This window comes from Streptomyces sp. NBC_01716 (assembly GCF_036248275.1).
GTDB lineage: Bacteria > Actinomycetota > Actinomycetes > Streptomycetales > Streptomycetaceae > Streptomyces.
In genome coordinates this window covers 5,429,222-5,447,758 of sequence record NZ_CP109181.1, presented here as the reverse complement: position 1 = coordinate 5,447,758, position 18,537 = coordinate 5,429,222, and the positions used below count along the sequence as shown (strand labels likewise).

Sequence of the window (18,537 nt, the reverse complement as noted above, 5' to 3'; positions counted from 1 at the left end):
CCGCGTGGCTACAGGTGGGCGATTCTGCCGACGGGCATGCGGGGGGCGCGGCGTGGTGGCGTACGGCCGGTGAGCAGGATCAGCCGTACGGCGCGGTGCCGCTGGCCGGCGTACGGCTCAAGCAGTTCAAGCATCCCGGCGTCGTCGGTGTCGGGGCGGCCGGCGAGCGCGTAGCCGATGATGCCCGGCAGATGGAGGTCGCCGACCGTGACGGCGTCCGGGGCGCCGTTCGACCGCTGGAGGACTTCCGCGGAGGTCCAGGGGCCGATGCCGGGGATCAACTGGAGGCGGGCGGCGGCGAGTTCGGGCTCCATGGTGGCGGCCTCCTCCAGGCGGCGGGCGACGCGGACGGCGCGCGCGATGGTGTCGGAGCGCTTGGCGTCGACGCCGGCCTTGTGCCACTCCCAGGACGGGATCATGGCCCAGGTGCGGAAGTCGGGCATGACGTACATCCGGCTGTCGCGGCGGCCGTCGGGCGAGTCGCCGTACGGGCCGGGGGCGGGCTCGCCGTACTTCCGTACGAGGTGGCGCCAGGACCGGTACGCCTCGATGGTCGTGACCTTCTGCTCCAGGACGGACGGGATCAGGGACTCCATGACGAGTCCCGTGCGGCAGAGGCGGAGGCCGGGGCGGCGGCGTTGGGCCGCGGCGACGAGTCTGTGGCGCGGGACGAAGGCCTCGGGGTCGTCCGAGGCGCCGAGCAGCTCGGGCAGGCGCTCCAGCAGCCAGTCGGCGCCGGGGCCCCACGCCTCGGCGCGCACGCCGGTGTCGCCGGCCCTGACCCGCAGAGTGCCGGGCCCTTCGGGCGTCCGGGTCGCGCGGACGGCGGACCCGTCCTGGGAGAGCCGGAAGGTGGGGTCGGCGGGACCGCGGCGGAGGGGTCCGAGGACGAGCCCCAACTCGAAGTCCCCCTCGGGCACCCAGAGGCGGGTCTTGGGGGGCGGGGTGGGGCGGCTCGGCCGTGGGGTGGGTAGGGCGGGGGTGGTACGGGGGGTGAAGCGGCCTGCCACGGGGAGGGTCCTTGGGGGTCGGGGTCTGTGAAGAGGGTAGGCGCTGCCGGGCGGTGCCCTCTCCCCAACCCCGCCCCTTCCCGAAACCGGGGGCGCTGCCCCCGGACCCCCGCGCCGGGGAGGCGAAGCGCCACGCTGCGCCGGCGCCCCGGGCTCGTGCCACGGCTGCGCCGGGCGAGGGCCGCAACGAGTCAGTCCGCACCCGGCGGAACAGGACGAACTCCAGGCCACAGACCCCCGCACCGGCGCTCTGTGCTCGCGCCACGGCTCCGCCGGGCAAGTACAACGACGAGTCGGCACACCCGGCGATGCCGGGCGAACTCCGGACCACAGGCCCCCGCACCGGCGCCCTGGCCTCACGCCACGAGTCAGCACACCCGGCGGAACTGGGCCAGCTCCGGGTCACAGGCCCCCGCACCGCGCAGGCACCCCGCCTGCCGGAGGCAAGGCGGCGCGCCGCGCCGCGCCAGCCTCCGACGTTCGCCCCACGGCTCCGCCGGGCGAGTGTCACAACAAGTCCGTCCACACCCGGCGGAACCGGACGAACTCTGGGCCACAGACCCCCGCGCCGACGCCCCGGGCTCGTGCCACGGCTCCGCCGGCCGAGCCCGCCAGCTCCGGGCGACAGACCCCCGCCTCGCGAGACGCCAGCCTCAGGGCCGTACCACCAGGAGGAAACGGTGGGCGCTCCCGAGCACCCGTCCCGGGGAGGAAGTGGCGCGCTCCGTCGCGCCGGGCGGGCGCCGCAACGAGTCGGCCCACACGCCGCGCTGGGCCAGCTCCGGGCGCAGACCCCTCGCCGGGCGAGACGCCGGCCTCAGGGCCGTACCGGGCGGAACCGAAAGCCGACTTCGGACACCCTCGCCGTGCCAGCGCCCTGCCTGGCACGGAAGCGAAGCCGCCGGCCCCGCCCCCCCTCACTCGTCCGGCGAGAAGCGGATCGAGTGAGGGGGAAGCGTCGTGTCGCACCAGATGCGGGCTCCTGACTGGAGTTCGTTGTCCGGGCCCACCGTCGCTCCGTCTCCGATCACCGCTCCCGACAGGATCGTGCGGGCTCCCACTCGCGCTCCCGCGCCCACCAGGGAGTCCGTGATCACGGCGCCGGGGCCGATCACCGCGCCGGGGAGGATCGCGCTGCCCGAGATGCGGGTGCCCTCCGCGATCAGGGCTCCCTCGCCGATCACCGTGCCCGCCGTGAGCTTCGCGTCCGGGGCGACCGTGGCCGTCGGGAGGATCAGGCGGTCGCCGCAGCGGCCGGGGACCGACGGGGACGGGGCCACGCCCAGGACCAGGTCCGCCGAGCCGCGGATGAAGGCCTGGGGGGTGCCGAGGTCCAGCCAGTACGTGGAGTCGACCATGCCTTGCAGATGCGCACCCGACTCCAGCAGGCCCGGGAACGTCTCGCGTTCCACCGACACCGGGCGGCCCGTCGGGATCGAGTCGATCACCGAGCGGCGGAAGACGTACGCCCCCGCGTTGATCTGGTCGGTGACGATCTCCTCCGGTGTCTGCGGCTTCTCCAGGAACGCCGTGACCCGGCCGTCGTCGTCCGTCGGCACCAGCCCGAACGCCCGTGGGTCCTCGACCCGGGTCAGATGCAGCGAGACGTCCGCCCCCGACGACGCGTGGGTGCCGACCAGCGCGCCGATGTCCAGGCCCGTCAGGATGTCGCCGTTGAAGATCAGCACCGGATCGTCAGGACCCGAGTCCAGGCGCGCGGCGACGTTGCGGATCGCGCCGCCGGTGCCGAGCGGCTCGCGTTCGGTGACGTACTCCAGAAGGAGGCCGAGGGACGAGCCGTCCCCGAAGTACGGCTCGAACACCTCGGCCAGATACGACGTCGCGAGGACGATGTGCTCGACCCCGGCCGCCCGCGCCCGTCCCAACTGGTGTGCGAGGAACGGGACGCCGGCCGCCGGGACCATCGGCTTGGGCGTGCGCACCGTGAGCGGCCGGAGCCTGGTGCCCTTGCCGCCGACCAGGAGGATCGCTTCAGTCACCTTGTTCGTCTCTGCTTCCTGCTGGGTCGGCGGTCCCCCGTGCGGGGGGGTGCCGGGCCAGTCTAGGAGCGTCCCTGGTACTTCGCGGCGGATACCCGGACCGCGCCGAGCTTGCCGTACAGCCTGTTGCCGGGGCAGTCGGTCACGAACCCGTCCCGGTGGCCCGAGACCGCGTTCATGCTCACCTTCTTGCCCTGCTGGTACTTGTTGCTCCCGCCCGACGTCAGCGTCACCTTGCCCTTCGGGTTGATCCCGTGCAGCCCGAGCTTCCAGGCGCTGAGCCTGGCCACCGCCGTCGTCACGGCCGCGGGCGGGTTGACGGTCGAGTACGACCCGAGGACGGCGATTCCGGTGGTGTTGGAGTTGAAACCGAGCGTGTGCGCGCCCATGACGGACTTCGTCACGCCCCCGGCGCGCCCCTCGTAGATGTTTCCGCACTTGTCGATGGCGAAGTTGTAGCCGATGTCCCGCCAGCCGCTGCTCGTCACGTGGTAGCGGTAGATACCGCGAATGACGGAGGGCGCCTGCTTGCAGGTGTAGTTGTTGCCCGTCGCGCTGTGATGGACGAAGGCCGCCTTCACCGTTTTCGTGTAGCCGAACTCGCGTTCACGCAGCTTCTCGTTCGCGCCCCACCCCTTGCGCGAGACGATCTTCGGGCGCGGGGCCTTGTACTGCTTGGCGGCGGCTCCGGCGGCGGCTCCGGTGCCGGAGCCTGTGCCGCCGCCACCGCCCGCCGACTGGCCGCGCGACGCGTCGGTCTCCTTCACCGGCAGTTGCTCCGGCGCCTCCCCCGGGTCGACCAGTTCCAGGCTCAGCCCGTGCGGCAGCGGCTCACGGCCGGGACGGTCGTCCGAGCCGGCGTCCTTGGTCTCGTCCGCCTGGACCCTCACCTGGACACCGTCCGACGGCCCGACCCACAGGGGCGCGGTGGAGCCCCGTACGGTGCCGGACTCACGTTCCGCCGTACCGCGATCCGCGCCGTGTTCGGCGTTGTGCGTCTCCAGGCGCTGCCAGCCGGACCAGTCGCCCGTCCCGGCGGACCGGCTTCTGACCTGGACCGAGCCGTGGAGTTCGGCCTCCGCGTCGTCCCAGACGACACCGACGAGCGAGTAGGGCTGGACGTCCTGCTTGGGCAGCCCCTGCTCGGTGACTTCACCGGAGGAGCGTTCGGGTCCGAGCGGGACCAGTGGCAGCGACTCGGTGGAGCCCGGCACGGATGAGCCCGCCCGGCCGTCCTGGGGAGCCGCCGCGGCCCCGGAGGACAGCGAGAGCGGGAGTACGAGCGCCGCGGCGCACGCGACGCCGATCGAGGAAGACAGGAATGCACGCATGTGCCGATCGTGCGGCCGCACCGCCGTACCCGCCTTCCGGGAGCACCCGCGGAAACTGACGGGCCATCGGACCAACCGGTGGACCGCGTCACCGGTACGGCGGTGTGCGCCCGGCCGCCCCGCGTACCCTTGCCCGGGTGAACGCCAGCGACCGCACCCCCGCCGACCTGCTGCGATCCGCCCTCGCCACGGATCCGGCCCGCCCCTTGGTCACCTTCTACGACGATGCCACCGGTGAACGCGTGGAATTGTCCGTGGCCACCTTCGCCAATTGGGTGTCCAAGACCGCCAACCTCCTCCAGGGCGACCTCGCCGCAGCGCCCGGCGACCGGCTCGCGCTGCTGCTGCCCGCGCACTGGCAGACCGCGGTCTGGCTGCTCGCCTGTTCCTCCGTCGGCGTGGGCGTCGAGATCGGCGGCGACCCTGCCGACGCGGACCTCGTCGTGAGCGGCCCCGACACGCTGGACGCCGCCCGCGCCTGCCGTGGCGAACGGCTCGCCCTCGCGCTGCGTCCGCTCGGCGGCCGTTTTCCCCAGGCACCCGAGGGTTTCGCCGACTACGCGGTCGAGGTGCCCGGCCAGGGCGACCGTTTCGCGCCGTTCGAGCCTGTGGACCCGGACGCGCCCGCGCTCACCGTCGGCGGTACGGAGCTGACGGCGGCCCAGATCGTCGAGCGCGCCCGCACGGACGCCACGGCCCTCGGCCTGACGGCCCCCGGCGCCCGGCTGCTGTCCGGTGAGTCGTACGACACCTGGGAGGGACTGTCCGCCGGGCTGTACGCACCGCTCGCCGCCGGCTCGTCCGTGGTGCTCTGCCGCAATCTGGACCAGCTGTCGCCGGAAGGGCTGGCCAAGCGGATCGAGAGCGAGCGGGTCACGGGCACGGCGGACCCCACAGGCTCTCAGCGTTCGGGATAGCGTCCGGTCGGCGACACGGTGACCTGATGGCCCGACGGGTTCCGGCGCGGAGCGCCACCTGCGGTAGATGATCGTCGGTATTCCTATTTCAGTGCACAACCAAGTGTGCGATTCAGCCGTCTACCCCTGAAACCGGCGGAGCCGTACGCCGCCGACGCCATGAAGGATGGACTCCGCCGTGACCGACAGCGCTGGCACGCCGCCCGAACCGGACCCCCGGGCAGACGACGAGCCGCCGACCGCGTCGCCCGGGTCCGACGGCGACGCGAACGAGAACGAGAGCGAGACCACTGAGGAAAGCGGGACCACTGAGGAAAAGGAAGAGGAGACCGGGTCCTCCGACGCCGATGCCGACGCCGACACACCCCGCAAGCGCCACTGGCTCCGCTGGACCGCCCTCGGTACCTCCGTCGTCGTCCTCGCCGCCGCCGGTGTCGGCTGGTGGTTCTACCAGAAGCTCGACGGCAACATCACCACCGACACGACCGCCGCCGCCGAACTGCGCACGTACGAGAAGGAACGCCCCCGGCCCATCGCCGTCGACGCGAAGAACATCCTTCTCATCGGCTCCGACACCCGCGCCGGGGCGGGCAACGGCAAGTACGGCCGGGACGACGGCGGCTCGCAGCGGTCCGACACCACGATCCTGCTGCACCTGGCAGCCGACCGGCAGAGCGCGACCGCCGTCTCCCTCCCGCGTGACCTGATGGTCGAGATCCCGAGCTGCCTCACCTCGGAGGGCCGGCGCTCCAAGGAGCAGTCGGCGCAGTTCAACTGGGCGTTCCAGTTCGGCGGTACGGCGTGCTCGATCCGTACGGTCGAGAAGCTCACCGGCATCCGGATCGACCACTACATGGTGATCGACTTCAGCGGCTTCAAGGACATGGTGGACGCGGTCGACGGCGTCGATGTCTGCCTCAAGAAGCCCGTCGACGACGTCGACGCGCATCTGAAGCTGCCGGCGGGCAAGCAGACCCTCAGCGGTGAGGAAGCCCTCGGTTTCGTCCGCGCCCGCAAGACCATCGGGGACGGCAGCGACACCGAGCGGATGGAACGCCAGCAGCAGTTCCTCGGTTCGCTCGTCAGGAAGGTGCAGAGCAACGGTGTTCTGCTCAATCCCACCCGGCTGTATCCGGTGCTGGACGCGGCGACCAAGTCTCTGACGACCGACCCCGGTCTGAACACGCTCAAGGACCTGTACGACCTGGCGCGCGGCCTGCGGAACGTACCGACGGAAAAGGTGCAGTTCATGACGGTTCCGCGTCAGCCCTATGTCAACGATCCGAATCGTGACGAACTCGTACAGCCGGACGCCGGGCGGCTTTTCTCGCAGTTGCGCAAGGACGAGCCCGTTTCGATCGCTCCTCCTGGGGAGAAGGAGAACACACAGCGTGACGAGGGACGTTCGGGAACAGATGAGAAGCCGGACGGCCCGGGAGCGTCGGACGCCACCGCGACCCCGAGTTTCCCGGGCACAAATGCCGCCGCCGGACTCTGCGAGTAAAAGGAAAACCAAGTAGAGGTCGACAGTCTATGACGATTGACCAGATTGCCCACTTGTAAGAGGAGTCGAATTTGTCACCGACGTCGCTCGACGCTGAACTGGGCGGATAGTGTGACTCGATCCGGTTCATCGGACCGTGAGGTCGCGCACTGCCGGATCGAAAGACCGAGCGCCTTTGGGGGAAGAGGCGCTTCGCGTGGCACCGACGGAGGACTCAAGCAACCGTGGATGCGCATAGCCGTGGCGAGTCGGGCGGGATCGACCCCGCCGACCAGTGGGTACTCAACCCGCAGACCGGCAATTACGAATTGCGACTGAACCACTCCGAAGGGCAGTCGTCCGCCCCTTCCCGCGACGCGGGAAACGGGACCGGCGCTCCTCGCCGGTCCAGAAACGCGTCACCCACGGACGACGGTTCGCCGCGCGGCCGTTCCGGCCGGGACCGCAGAGCACCGGGCGCCGCGGGAGCGGGAGCCGCCGGAGCGGGCGCGGCAGCCGGAGCCGGCGCCGACGAAGCGCCCGACGGCGCCGGAGCGCGCATTCCCCGCGCACGTAACTCCTCCGGTTCCACCGGCACTTCGGGTACGGCGCGCCGCGACGTACCCGGCCAGCGCAGCCGCCGCGCCGCGAACAACGCCGACAGCGGAGCCGCCGGAGCGGGCCGCCGCAAGCGCAAGGCGCCGCCCAAGTCCCGTAAGAAGAAGCTCCTCGGCTGGACCGGCGGCATCACCGCGTTCGTCCTCATCGGCGGCGCGGGCGCGGCCTACTACGCGTACCAGGAGCTCAACGGCAACATCAAGACGATCGACGTCCAGGGCGCGGGCAGCGGCGGCTTCAAGAAGGACCAGGCAGTCAACATCCTGGTGATCGGCACCGACAAGCGCACCGGGGCCGGAAACGAGAGCTACGGCGACAAGGACAGCGTCGGTCACGCCGACACCACGATCCTCTTCCATGTCTCCAAGGACCGGACGAACGCGACCGCGCTCTCCATCCCCCGCGACCTGATCACCGACATCCCCGACTGCGAGACGAAGACCGAGGACGGCACGAAGGTCGTCCCCGGCGAGCAGGGTGTGCGGTTCAACACCAGCCTCGGCCAGTCCGAGCGCGACCCGGGCTGCACCATGCGTACGGTCAAGGAGCTGACCGGTCTGACGGTCGATCACTTCATGATGGCCGACTTCAACGCGGTGAAGACGCTGACGTCCGCGGTCGGCGGTGTGGAGGTGTGCGTCGGCAAGGACGTCGACGACCCCGACTCGCATCTGAAGCTGACCAAGGGCAAGCATGTGATCAAGGGCGAGCAGGCGCTCGCCTTCGTCCGTACGCGGCACAGCTTCGGCAACGAGAGCGACCTGGACCGGATCCAGACCCAGCAGCAGTTCCTGGGCTCCCTGATCAGGAAGATGAAGTCCAGCGAGACGCTGACCAACCCCGCGAAGCTGTGGGACCTGGCGACGGCGGCGACCGACGCGCTCACGGTCGACACCGGCATCGGCAGCATCGAGAAGCTGCGTGACCTCGGTATGGAGCTGTCCAAGGTCAATCCGAAGAACATCAGCTTCACCACGCTGCCCGTCATAGACAACCCGGCCGAAGTCGTGAAGGCGACGGTCGTGGTGAACGACGCGCAGGCGAAGCCGCTGTTCGCGATGATGCAGAACGACACCTCCCTCACCGAGGTGAAGGAGAAGGAGAAGGCCGCCAAGAGCAAGCAGGCGGCGCTCCTGAAGGGAACCAAATCGGCCCCCGAGGATGTCAGGGTCGATGTGTTCAACGGTGGCGGGCCGCAGGGTTCCGCCCAGGAGACTCTCGCCTGGCTGCAGAACGAGGAAGGCGTCAACAAGTCCACCAACAAGGGCAACGCCCCTGAGGACTTGGCCAAGACATCACTGGAGTACGCGCCGAACCAGGCCGACCAGGCCCGCCGTCTCGCGGACCTGATGGGCCTTCCCGCCGGCGCGATGAAGCCGGGCACGGAGGACGCCGTGGGGCTTGAGGCGATGACCCTCACCCTCGGCGCGGACTTCAAGGGCGCGGGCATTCCCATCGTCGGTCCGGCAAAGGCGCCGGAAGGTGTGCAGAAGGTGGAAGCGGACAAGCAAGTGTGCGCCACGTGAGCCCGGTTCCGGTGATCCCGGAGCCCCGACTCGTGCGGCGCGCCTGAACGACAGGGGTAGGGGGGTACGGAGTGGGGCAGAGCATGCGCAGAAACGGGACGCGGCAACGCGTCCCGCACGCCCGCGAGTTGGGCTGGGACGACAGTCTGTACGAGGACGGCCCGGGTGACGCGGCCGGTCCTGACGGCGCGTCGGGCGACGGAGCGTCGGGCGGAGCAAACGGCGGCACGGGCGCCGGTCCCGGCGGCGCGTCCGCTTCCCCCTCCGGCGGCGGTAAGGACCGCTCCGGAAAGAAGCGAAAGGGCGGTCCGCGCCGCAGCGGCTCGCGCCCGCGCAACCGCCGCGGCAAGCGCCGAATACTTCTCTGGGTCTCCGCCTTCCTCGCCCTGCTGATCCTCGGCACGGCCGGCGCCGGTTACCTCTACTACCGTCATCTGGACGGCAAGCTCAAGAAGGAAGACCTGACGCTCGGCGACAAGCCGATGGCCGACCACAAGGCCAACTCCGCGGGCCAGACCCCGCTCAACATCCTTCTCATCGGCTCCGACGCCCGGGACTCCAAGGAGAACCAGAAGCTCGGCGGCGCAAAGGAGACCTTCGGCGGCACGCCTCTCGCCGACGTACAGATGCTGCTCCATGTCTCGGCCGACCGCAGCAACATGTCGGTCGTCAGCATGCCGCGCGACACGATGCTGAAGATGCCCAAGTGCACGGACCCGGACAGCGGTGAGGTCTACCCGGCGAGCACGGTCGACGTACAGACCAACGAGAGCCTGGGACGCGGGGGTCCCGGGTGCACGGTGGCCGCCTGGTACGAGCTGACCGGCATCACCATCGACCACTTCATGATGATCGACTTCGCGGGCGTGGTGTCGATGGCCGACGCCATCGGCGGCGTGCCGGTCTGCGTCCAGGAGAACGTCCACTCACGCAACGCCGAGGGCAAGGGCTCCGGGCTGAAGCTGGAGAAGGGCGAGAACGTCATCCAGGGTGAGCAGGCCCTCCAGTGGCTGCGTACGCGTTACGGCTTCGAGGACGGAAGCGACCTCGCCCGTACCCACGCCCAGCACATGTACATGAACTCGATGGTCCGCGAGCTGCGCAAGGGCGCCAAGCTGACCGACCCCGGAAAGCTGATGAGCCTCGCCGAGGCGGCCACCGACGCGCTGACCGTCGACACGGGGCTCGGCGGCGTCAAGAAGCTGTACGACCTGGCGGAAGAGCTCAAGAAGGTCCCCACGAACCGCATCACGATGGCGACGATGCCCAACGTGTACGGCGAGGGCGCCCAGGCCGGGCGGGTCTTCCCCAAGCCCGAAGACGCCGAGCAGCTGTTCACCATGGTCCGCGACGACGTGCCGCTCGACGGCAAGGCTTCCAAGCGCAAGCCCCCGGCCGAGACCGACGACCCGGCGGCGGCACCGGCGGACACCGGGGTGCTCGTACGCAACGGCACGGGCAGCGCCACGCAGGCGCCGACGCCGCAGCGGGCCACGGCGGTCGCGGGGCTGCTCGTCGGCAAGGGCTACACGAAGGCCGTCGCGGACGCGACGCCCGATCCCACCGAGCGCACCCAAGTCCTGTTCCCCAGCGCCGACTTGGAAGGTGACGCACAGGCGGTCGCCAAGTCCATCGGGATTCCGGTCTCTTCGGCGAAGAAGTCGACGGACGTGTCGGGTGTGACGCTGGTCGTGGGCGCCGACTGGCGCACGGGTGACACGTATCCGAAGTCGGCCGCGCCGGACGAGAACAAGACGCCGGACACGGCGCGGGCGCTCAACGGGGCCGACGACGGCGAGTGCATGGAGATCCAGCCCGGCTTCACCTTCTAGGTAACTGGCCGGTATGTCGAGGAGCCCCGGGCGACGCGCCCGGGGCTCCTCGCCGTACGTATCGGTCGTGCGTACGTAACGCTCTTACGTAACGGCCCCGCTCAGGCGGTCTGCCCGACCGCCGGGCGGCGGCTCGCGATGACCTTCCTGGCGAGCGAGCGAGGGCTGGTCAGGAAGCCGACCCCCCACGACATGTGCATCGTGGCGAGCGCCAGCGGGATCTGGAGCCGCGCCTTGAGCGGCAGCCCCTTCCCCGCCGGTATCGAGCCAGCGACGATCGCCGCGAGATAGCCGCCGGGAACGATCAGCGCCCAGGGGGTGAGGGCCAGACCGACGACGACACCCAGCGCGTTGGCGCAGACCGCGACCGGCGGCGCGAGGTAGCGCAGATTGATCGACCCCGAGTGGAAGCGGGCGACGACATGGCGCCAACGGCCGTAGTCCTTGTACTGCTTGGCGAGCGCCCGGACGGACGGCCGCGGCCGGTACTGGACGCGCAGTTCGGGCGAGAACCAGATCCGACCGCCCGCCTCCCGGATCCGGAAGTTCAGCTCCCAGTCCTGGGCGCGGATGAACTCCTCGTTGTAGCCGCCCTGTTGCTCCAGCGCCGCGCGCCGGAATACGCCGAGATACACGGTCTCGGCGGGTCCCGCCTCGCCGCCCGTGTGGAAGGCCGCGTTGCCGACACCGATCTTGGAGGTCATCGCCGCGGCGACGGCGTGCTCCCAGTCGTTCTCGCCCTCGGCGTGCATGACGCCGCCGACGTTCTGCGCGCCCGTCTCCTCCAGGAGCCGTACGGCGGTCGCGATGTAGTTCGGCGAGAGCATGCCGTGGCCGTCGACACGTACGACGACGGGGTGCTTGGACGCCTTGATGGCCGCGTTGAGCGCCGCCGGCGTGCGGCCGGTCGGATTGGGCACCGTCTGCACGCGGGCACGCGCGCTGTCCGCGGTCTCACGGACGAGTTCGGCCGCGATCTCGTCCGTACGGTCCGTGGACGGGCCGAGCGCGATGACGACTTCCATCTCGCCGTCGTACTCCTGCTCCAGGATGTGCCGGACGGAGTCCCGCAGATGCCGTTCCTCGTTGAGCACCGGCATGATCACGGACACGGCGGGGGGCTGGGCAGGCATGTGATCCTTCGGGCGGCCGGGAGACGGGTTCTGGCACGCCACGTTACCGCGAACGGGGGACCCCGACGCGCGTCGGGCGGGCTCAGCGCAAGGCTGCTGATCGTATGGGCCTACCTTGCGTCCCCTGGCCGTCCCTCGCCCCGCCCCGCCCCGGCAGTCCAGTCGATCCCGTCACCCGCGGAGGTGTCCCCCCGTGCCCACACCACCCCGCTCCCCCCGGCCCCGGCCCGCCGGTCGGCCCAGACCGGCGCAGACCGGCGTCCGGTCCGCGCCGACCGCCGGCGCCGACCGCGGTGTGCGCGGTGTCCGAGGTGGGCGCGGCCTCCGTGGCGGGCGGCGGAACGGCCGTCCGGGCCGGCCCCGCTGGGGGATGCGGGTGGCGACGACGCTCTCGGTGCTGGTGCTCGGCGCCGGGGGCATCGGGCACGCCGTCGTCACGAGTCTCGACACCGGGATCGGCCGGGTGGACCCGTTCAAGGACATGAAGAACCGCCCCGACGGGGGGAACGGCATGAACATCCTCCTGGTCGGCACCGACGGCCGCGACAAGATCACCAAGGAGGAGCGGCAGAAGTACCGGCTCGGCGGCGCCCCCTGCCGCTGCACCGACACGATCATGCTCGTGCACATCTCGGAGGACCGTGAGCGCGCGAGCGTCGTGAGCCTGCCGCGCGACAGTTACGCCGAGCTGCCCTCGCACACCGATGAGAACACCGGCGAGAAGCACGGGCCGCACCCGGTGAAGCTCAACGCGGCGTACGCGGAGGGTGGCCCGCAGCTGACGGTCCGGACCGTCGAGGGCATGACCGGCGTGAAGGTCAACCACTATCTGGAGATCGACTTCACCAGCTTCATGAAGACGGTCGACGCGGTCGGCGGGGTGGAGATCTGCACCGCCAAGCCGCTGAAGGACTCGCACACCGGCCTCAATCTGCGCGCGGGGACGCACGAGCTGGACGGCGGCAAGGCTCTCCAGTACGTGCGCTCCCGCTATCTCGACGGCTCGTCCGACCTCGGCAGGATGCAGCGCCAGCAGCGCTTCATGGCCGCGCTGATCAAGCAGGCCACCAGCAGCGGGGTGCTCCTGAATCCGGTGAAGTTCCGCGGTGTGACCTCGGCCATGCTCGACTCGGTCCGGGCGGACAAGGGCTTCGGTACGCAGGAGCTGCTCACGCTCGGCAAGGCGATGCGCGACTTCACTCCGGCGTCGTCGGAGTTCACGTCCGTGCCTGTCACCCAAGGGGGCTTCCCGGTCAAGGGCATCGGCTCGACGCTGAAGTGGGACCCGGTGAAGTCGAAGAAGCTCTTCCGCGCGCTGCGCGAGGACAAGCCGCTGACGCCGCCGGCCCCCGCCGGACCGCACGGGCCGCAGGCGCCCAAGCAGCCGCCGGCCTCGCTGGTCGAGGTGTCGCCGCAGCAGATCAGGGTGCAGGTCTACAACGCGACCCGGCGGGACGGTCTGGGCCAGCGCGTGGACAGCGCGCTGCGCGCGACCGGCTTCGGTACGACGCGGGCCCCGCTGAATCACACGGGGCCTGAGGCGACGCGTACGCAGGTGCTGTTCGACCCGCGCTGGGACCGCTCGGCCAAATCCCTGGCGGCCGCGCTGCCGGGCTGCGAGCTGAAGCCGATGCCCCGGCAGGGCGCGACGCTGAAGGTGATGGCGGGGAAGGACTACAAGGCGGTACGGCCGGTGAAGGCCGAGGATGTGCACCAGGGCGAGTTCGGGGCGGTGACGGGCGACCAGGTGGTGTGCCCGTGACGAGGACGGCGTACGGGCCCCGTGGGCAATCGATCTCTTCCGCCCCTTCCGCCCCTTCCGCTCAGTCGTCGATCCCGTCGGCGGCGCGCTTCTCGCGCAGCTCCTTGATCGCGCGCCGCCGGGCGAGCCGGTGCGTACGCCGGATCTGCGCCTCCTGGTGGCGCCGCTTGTCGCGCTCGGTCTCCGGAATCACCGGCGGTACGGGGCGGGGCCTGCCGTCCGCGTCGACGGCGGCGAAGACGAGATAGGCGCTGCCGACCTGCTGGGCGGGGGTGGACTCGTTCCAGCGCTCGGCCAGCACGCGTACGCCGACCTCCATGGACGACCGTCCCGTCCAGTTGACCTGGGCCTTCACATGGACGAGGTCCCCGACCCGTACCGGCTCCAGGAAGACCATCTCGTCCATGGAGGCGGTGACCGCGGGCCCTCCGGAGTGCCGGCCGGCGACCGCTCCCGCGGCGTCGTCGACGAGCTTCATGATCACGCCGCCGTGCACCGTGCCGAGGAGATTGGTGTCACCGCCGCTCATGATGTGACTGAGCGTGGTACGGGACGCTGAGGTGGGCTTACCCGGAATATCTGTCTCGGGGCGGACGGCCTGGTCTGTCATGCCCTCCACCCTATGCGGGGGTCCGTAACGGCCCGCATTGCATCAGCTTGGCAACAGGGATGCTGTGATTTTCCTCCACCCCTGTCTGCGCGACACCTCTGAGCCGCACACTGGTCCGCATGAACGATTGGCCTGACGGATGGAACGGCGACCGCGCTGACCGTGGCGGCGAGCGTTACGGACGCGGCAGCGCGGGCGGTCAGCCCGAAGGCGTACGCGCGATGCCGCACGTGCAGCGGCGCGCGGTCCCCCAGCAGCCGTCGCAGGGGTACGACGGGGGTTACGACCCGCCGCCGTACAACAGCGACTACAACACCGGCCAGGTCTACGGCACCCCCGCCGACCGGGGTCAGGGCGGCCCGCCGGGCGTGCCGCCGCAGGGGTCCTACAACAACGGCGGCGGTTATCCGCCCGACCACGCACCGGACTGGCGGCGCCGTATCAAGATCACCGCGATCTCCCTGGTCGTCATATTCCTCGTCGTGTCCATAGGCACCTACTTCTGGGCCGACTCCAAGCTCAAGCGCGAGGTCGACCTCTCGAAGGTCATCGAGCGCCCGGAGGCGGGCGACGGCACGAACTATCTGATCGTCGGCTCCGACAGCCGTGAGGGCATGTCCGACGAGGAGAAGAAGGAACTCCACACGGGCAGCGCCGAGGGCAAGCGCACCGACTCGATGATGATCCTGCACGACGGCTCGAACGGCCCGACGCTGATCTCGCTGCCGCGTGACTCGAACGTGGTGATCCCCTCGTTCCGCGGCTCGGAGTCAGGGAAGCTGTTCCCGAACCAGGGCCGCGAGACCAAGCTCAACGCGGCGTACGCGGAGGACGGGCCCGAACTGCTCGTGCGTACCGTCGAGTTCAACACCGGTCTGCGCATCGATCACTACGTCGAGATCGGCTTCGCGGGCTTCGCCAACATCGTGGACGCGATCGGCGGCGTCGAGCTGGACATCCCGAAGGCCTTCAAGGACAAGAAGTCGGGCGCCGACTTCAAGGCGGGCAAGCAGACGCTGGACGGCGAGCAGTCCCTGGCGTTCGTACGCACCCGGTACGCCTTCGCGGGCAGCGACCTGGACCGTACGAAGAACCAGCAGAAGTTCCTGGCGGCCCTGGCCTCCCAGACGGCCACACCGGGCACGGTCCTCAACCCGTTCAAGCTCTACCCGACGATGGGCGCGGGCCTGGACACCCTGATCGTCGACAAGGACATGTCGCTCTGGTCGCTGAGCCAGATGTTCTTCGCGATGAAGGGCGTCACGGGCGGCGACGGCAAGTCGATGAACATCCCGATCTCGGGCAGCACGGGCGGCAACCTGGTCTGGGACAAGGCCAAGGTCAAGCAGCTCGTGGAACAGCTGAACAACGACGAGAAGGTCACGGTCACCTCGGACTGACCCCTCGATCGCCACGCACACCACCCGAATCGCCCCGGCCCGCTCACGCGGACCGGGGCGTTTCGTCGTACAGCGCCTACGGCAGGTTGCGCGCCATCACGATGCGCTGGATCTGGTTCGTGCCCTCGTAGATCTGGGTGATCTTGGCGTCGCGCATCATCCGTTCCACCGGGTAGTCGCGCGTGTAGCCGTAGCCGCCGAGGAGTTGGACCGCGTCCGTCGTGATCTCCATCGCCGCGTCGGAGGCGAAGCACTTGGCCGCGGCGCCGAAGAAGGTCAGGTGTTCCTTGTCGCCGCCGTCGGAGATGCGCTGGGAGCGGGCCGCCGCGGAGTAGGTGAGCTGGCGGGCCGCCTCCAGCTTCATCGCCATGTCGGCGAGCATGAACTGGACGCCCTGGAAGTCGCCGATCGGCTTGCCGAACTGCTTGCGCTCCTGGACGTAGCCCGTGGCGTAGTCGAGCGCGCCCTGGGCGATGCCGAGGGCCTGGGCCGCGATCGTGATGCGGGTGTGGTCCAGGGTCTTCATCGCCGTGGCGAAGCCGGTGCCCTCGGTGCCGATGAGGCGGTCGGCCGGGATGCGGACGTTGTCGAGGTAGACCTCGCGGGTCGGGGAGCCCTTGATGCCGAGCTTCTTCTCCGGGGCGCCGAAGGAGACACCCTCGTCGCCCTTCTCGACGACGAACGCCGAGATGCCCTTCGTACGGCGGTCGGGGTCGGTGACGGCCATCACCGTGTAGTACTCGGAGACGCCTGCGTTGGTGATCCAGCGCTTCACGCCGTTGAGTACGTAGCTGTCGCCGTCCCGTACGGCCTTGGTCTTCATGCCGGCGGCGTCCGAGCCCGCGTCCGGTTCGGAGAGGCAGTACGAGAACATCGCGTCGCCCTTGGCCAGCGGGCCGAGGTACTTCTTCTTCAGGTCCTCGCCGCCGGAGAGGATCACGGGCAGCGAGCCGAGCTTGTTCACGGCCGGGATCAGGGAGGACGAGGCGCAGACGCGGGCGACCTCCTCGATGACTATCACCGTGGCGAGGGCGTCCGCACCGGCGCCGCCGTACTCCTCGGGGACGTGGACCGCGTGCAGATCCGCGGCGACCAGCGCGTCGAGCGCCTCCTGCGGGAAGCGGGCCTCCTCGTCCACCGCGGCGGCGAACGGCGCGATCTTCGCCTCGGAGAGCGCGCGCACCGCCTCCCGGAGCATGTCGTGCTCCTCCGACGGGCGGTACAGGTCGAAATCAGCCGATCCGGCCACGGTCCTTCACTCCCCTGAATGCTAACTACCGTTAAGTAACACCGATTTTAGAGGTCGGGAGCACCGCGCCGTACGTGAGTTTTCCGACAGCTCCCGCACCTTGCCGTACGGGCGACCGAAAAGGCGTCCGGAGCGCGGGGCTATGCTCGGGCACCGCATCCCGACCGGACTCCCAGGAGCACGACATGGCCCTCAAGATCACTGTGATCGGTACCGGCTACCTCGGCGCCACGCACGCCGCGGCCATGGCGGAACTGGGCTTCGAGGTCCTCGGGCTCGACGTCGTCCCCGAGAAGATCGAGATGCTGTCGGCGGGCCGGGTCCCGATGTACGAGCCCGGTCTGGAGGACCTGCTGCGCAAGCATGTCGCGGGCATCGAGGGGTCGAGCGGCCGGCTGCGCTTCACCACCTCCTACGAGGAGATCGGCGCCTTCGGCGACGTCCACTTCGTCTGCGTGAACACCCCGCAGAAGCACGGCGAGTACGCGTGCGACATGAGCTACGTCGAGAGCGCCTTCGACTCGCTGGCCCCGCAGCTGGGCCGGGCGGCGCTGGTGGTCGGCAAGTCGACCGTGCCGGTCGGCAGCGCGGAGCGGCTCGCGCGGCGGCTCACCGAGCTGGCGCCGGAGGGCATCGACGTCGAGCTGGCCTGGAATCCGGAGTTCCTGCGGGAGGGCTTCGCCGTACAGGACACGCTCCACCCGGACCGGATCGTGGTGGGCACCGGGAGCGAGCGAGCGGAGAAGCTGCTGCGCGAGGTGTACGCGACTCCGGTCGGGGAGGGGTCGCCGTTCATCGTGACGGACTTCCCGACCGCCGAACTGGTGAAGACGGCCGCGAACTCCTTCCTCGCCACCAAGATCTCCTTCATCAACGCGATGGCCGAGGTCTGCGAGGCGGCCGGCGGCGACGTGGTGAAGCTGGCGGAGGCCATCGGCTACGACGAGCGCATCGGCAGGAAGTACCTCCGGGCCGGGATCGGCTTCGGCGGCGGCTGTCTGCCCAAGGACATCCGGGCGTTCATGGCGCGGGCGGGCGAACTGGGGGCGGACCAGGCGCTGACGTTCCTGCGCGAGGTCGACTCGATCAACATGCGGCGCCGCGGGCACATGGTCGAGCTGGCGCGCGAGGCCGTCGGGGGCGACTCGTCGTTCCTCGGCAAGCGGGTCGCGGTCCTGGGCGCGACGTTCAAGCCGGACTCGGACGACGTACGGGACTCCCCCGCGCTCAACGTCGCCGGGCAGATCCATCTCCAGGGGGGTCAGGTCACCGTGTACGACCCGAAGGGCATGGACAACGCCCGCGGGCTCTTCCCGACGCTCGGCTACGCCGAGTCCGCGCTGGAGGCGGTGCGGGGCGCCGATGTCGTCCTGCATCTGACCGAGTGGCGCGAGTTCCGGGAGCTGGACCCGGCGGAGCTCGGCGGCGCCGTGTCGCGGCGGCTGATCCTCGACGGGCGCAACGCACTTGACCCGGCGGTGTGGCGCGGGGCGGGCTGGACGTACCGGGCGATGGGCCGGCCGAGGGCCTGACCGGCCCCTGGACACAACTAGGGCGTGTTTTAGAAGTAGCGTCGTCCGCCCATCGGGCGGGGCCCACGGCGTCTGGTGCGTGCGATCGCAAGGCGGAGGATCAGCCTCGTACTGGACGTACTTGGATGACTCCG

Annotated in this window: 13 protein-coding genes; 7 read left to right on the top strand and 6 right to left on the bottom strand. The window is 70.2% G+C overall.

Annotation, left to right across the window (positions count from 1 at the left end):
* Positions 1–8: 8 nt before the first annotated feature.
* The 3 genes from OIE74_RS24050 to OIE74_RS24040 form a co-directional block, all read right to left on the bottom strand.
* The gene (locus OIE74_RS24050) at positions 9–1,010 is read right to left on the bottom strand and encodes a DNA-3-methyladenine glycosylase family protein (RefSeq protein ID WP_329386966.1); all 1,002 of its coding nucleotides are present in this window, start codon (positions 1,008–1,010) and stop codon (positions 9–11) included.
* A 917-nt stretch (positions 1,011–1,927) separates the two neighbouring features.
* A complete protein-coding gene (locus OIE74_RS24045) occupies positions 1,928–3,010 on the bottom strand; it encodes an NDP-sugar synthase (protein WP_329386965.1) in 1,083 nt (360 codons plus the stop codon).
* A gap of 62 nt (positions 3,011–3,072) precedes the next feature.
* Positions 3,073–4,341 carry a peptidoglycan recognition protein family protein gene (locus OIE74_RS24040; protein ID WP_329386963.1) on the bottom strand — a complete coding sequence of 423 codons (1,269 nt, stop codon included), beginning with the start codon at positions 4,339–4,341 and terminating at the stop codon, positions 3,073–3,075.
* A gap of 137 nt (positions 4,342–4,478) precedes the next feature.
* Here OIE74_RS24040 and OIE74_RS24035 point away from each other — a divergent pair, with 137 nt between their 5' ends.
* From OIE74_RS24035 to OIE74_RS24020, 4 genes are all read left to right on the top strand, one after another.
* Positions 4,479–5,258: a TIGR03089 family protein gene (locus tag OIE74_RS24035; RefSeq protein WP_329386961.1), complete on the top strand. Its 780-nt coding sequence runs from the start codon at positions 4,479–4,481 to the stop codon at positions 5,256–5,258.
* Positions 5,259–5,424: 166 nt separating this feature from the next.
* Positions 5,425–6,762: an LCP family protein gene (locus tag OIE74_RS24030; protein WP_329386960.1), complete on the top strand. Its 1,338-nt coding sequence runs from the start codon at positions 5,425–5,427 to the stop codon at positions 6,760–6,762.
* Positions 6,763–6,986: 224 nt separating this feature from the next.
* Positions 6,987–8,885 (top strand): LCP family protein, encoded by a 1,899-nt coding sequence (locus OIE74_RS24025; protein WP_329386958.1) that lies wholly within the window; start codon positions 6,987–6,989, stop codon positions 8,883–8,885.
* 83 nt (positions 8,886–8,968) lie between these two features.
* A complete protein-coding gene (locus OIE74_RS24020; RefSeq protein WP_329386956.1) occupies positions 8,969–10,717 on the top strand; it encodes an LCP family protein in 1,749 nt (582 codons plus the stop codon).
* Between the two features lie 101 nt (positions 10,718–10,818).
* Here OIE74_RS24020 and OIE74_RS24015 read toward each other — a convergent pair whose 3' ends face one another.
* Complete coding sequence (locus OIE74_RS24015) at positions 10,819–11,850, bottom strand: glycosyltransferase family 2 protein (RefSeq protein ID WP_329386954.1); 1,032 nt, start codon at positions 11,848–11,850, stop codon at positions 10,819–10,821.
* A 193-nt stretch (positions 11,851–12,043) separates the two neighbouring features.
* On the opposite strand from OIE74_RS24015, the gene OIE74_RS24010 reads away from it, so the two are divergent.
* Positions 12,044–13,612: an LCP family protein gene (locus OIE74_RS24010; RefSeq protein ID WP_443076212.1), complete on the top strand. Its 1,569-nt coding sequence runs from the start codon at positions 12,044–12,046 to the stop codon at positions 13,610–13,612.
* A 61-nt stretch (positions 13,613–13,673) separates the two neighbouring features.
* Here OIE74_RS24010 and OIE74_RS24005 read toward each other — a convergent pair whose 3' ends face one another.
* On the bottom strand, positions 13,674–14,222 hold the full coding sequence (locus tag OIE74_RS24005; protein WP_329386952.1) for an acyl-CoA thioesterase: 549 nt from the start codon (positions 14,220–14,222) through the stop codon (positions 13,674–13,676).
* A 119-nt stretch (positions 14,223–14,341) separates the two neighbouring features.
* Here OIE74_RS24005 and OIE74_RS24000 point away from each other — a divergent pair, with 119 nt between their 5' ends.
* Positions 14,342–15,622 (top strand): LCP family protein, encoded by a 1,281-nt coding sequence (locus OIE74_RS24000; RefSeq protein ID WP_329386949.1) that lies wholly within the window; start codon positions 14,342–14,344, stop codon positions 15,620–15,622.
* Positions 15,623–15,698: 76 nt separating this feature from the next.
* On the opposite strand, the gene OIE74_RS23995 is transcribed toward OIE74_RS24000, so the two are convergent.
* Entirely contained in the window at positions 15,699–16,871 is a 1,173-nt protein-coding gene (locus OIE74_RS23995; RefSeq protein ID WP_329386947.1) for an acyl-CoA dehydrogenase family protein, read from the bottom strand.
* Positions 16,872–17,056: 185 nt separating this feature from the next.
* Between OIE74_RS23995 and OIE74_RS23990 the strand changes: the two genes are divergently transcribed.
* On the top strand, positions 17,057–18,403 hold the full coding sequence (locus tag OIE74_RS23990) for a UDP-glucose dehydrogenase family protein (protein WP_329386945.1): 1,347 nt from the start codon (positions 17,057–17,059) through the stop codon (positions 18,401–18,403).
* Positions 18,404–18,537 lie beyond the last annotated feature (134 nt).

What these genes read in the sequence shown, in the direction of transcription:
- OIE74_RS24040 (WP_329386963.1), bottom strand. Translation starts at nt 4,341, where the DNA reads ATGCGTGCATTCCTGTCTTCCTCGATCGGCGTCGCGTGCGCCGCGGCG.
- OIE74_RS24030 (WP_329386960.1), top strand. Translation starts at nt 5,425, where the DNA reads ATGGACTCCGCCGTGACCGACAGCGCTGGCACGCCGCCCGAACCGGAC.
- OIE74_RS24020 (WP_329386956.1), top strand. Translation starts at nt 8,969, where the DNA reads ATGCGCAGAAACGGGACGCGGCAACGCGTCCCGCACGCCCGCGAGTTG.
- OIE74_RS24015 (WP_329386954.1), bottom strand. Translation starts at nt 11,850, where the DNA reads ATGCCTGCCCAGCCCCCCGCCGTGTCCGTGATCATGCCGGTGCTCAAC.
- OIE74_RS24005 (WP_329386952.1), bottom strand. Translation starts at nt 14,222, where the DNA reads ATGACAGACCAGGCCGTCCGCCCCGAGACAGATATTCCGGGTAAGCCC.
- OIE74_RS24000 (WP_329386949.1), top strand. Translation starts at nt 14,342, where the DNA reads ATGAACGATTGGCCTGACGGATGGAACGGCGACCGCGCTGACCGTGGC.
- OIE74_RS23990 (WP_329386945.1), top strand. Translation starts at nt 17,057, where the DNA reads ATGGCCCTCAAGATCACTGTGATCGGTACCGGCTACCTCGGCGCCACG.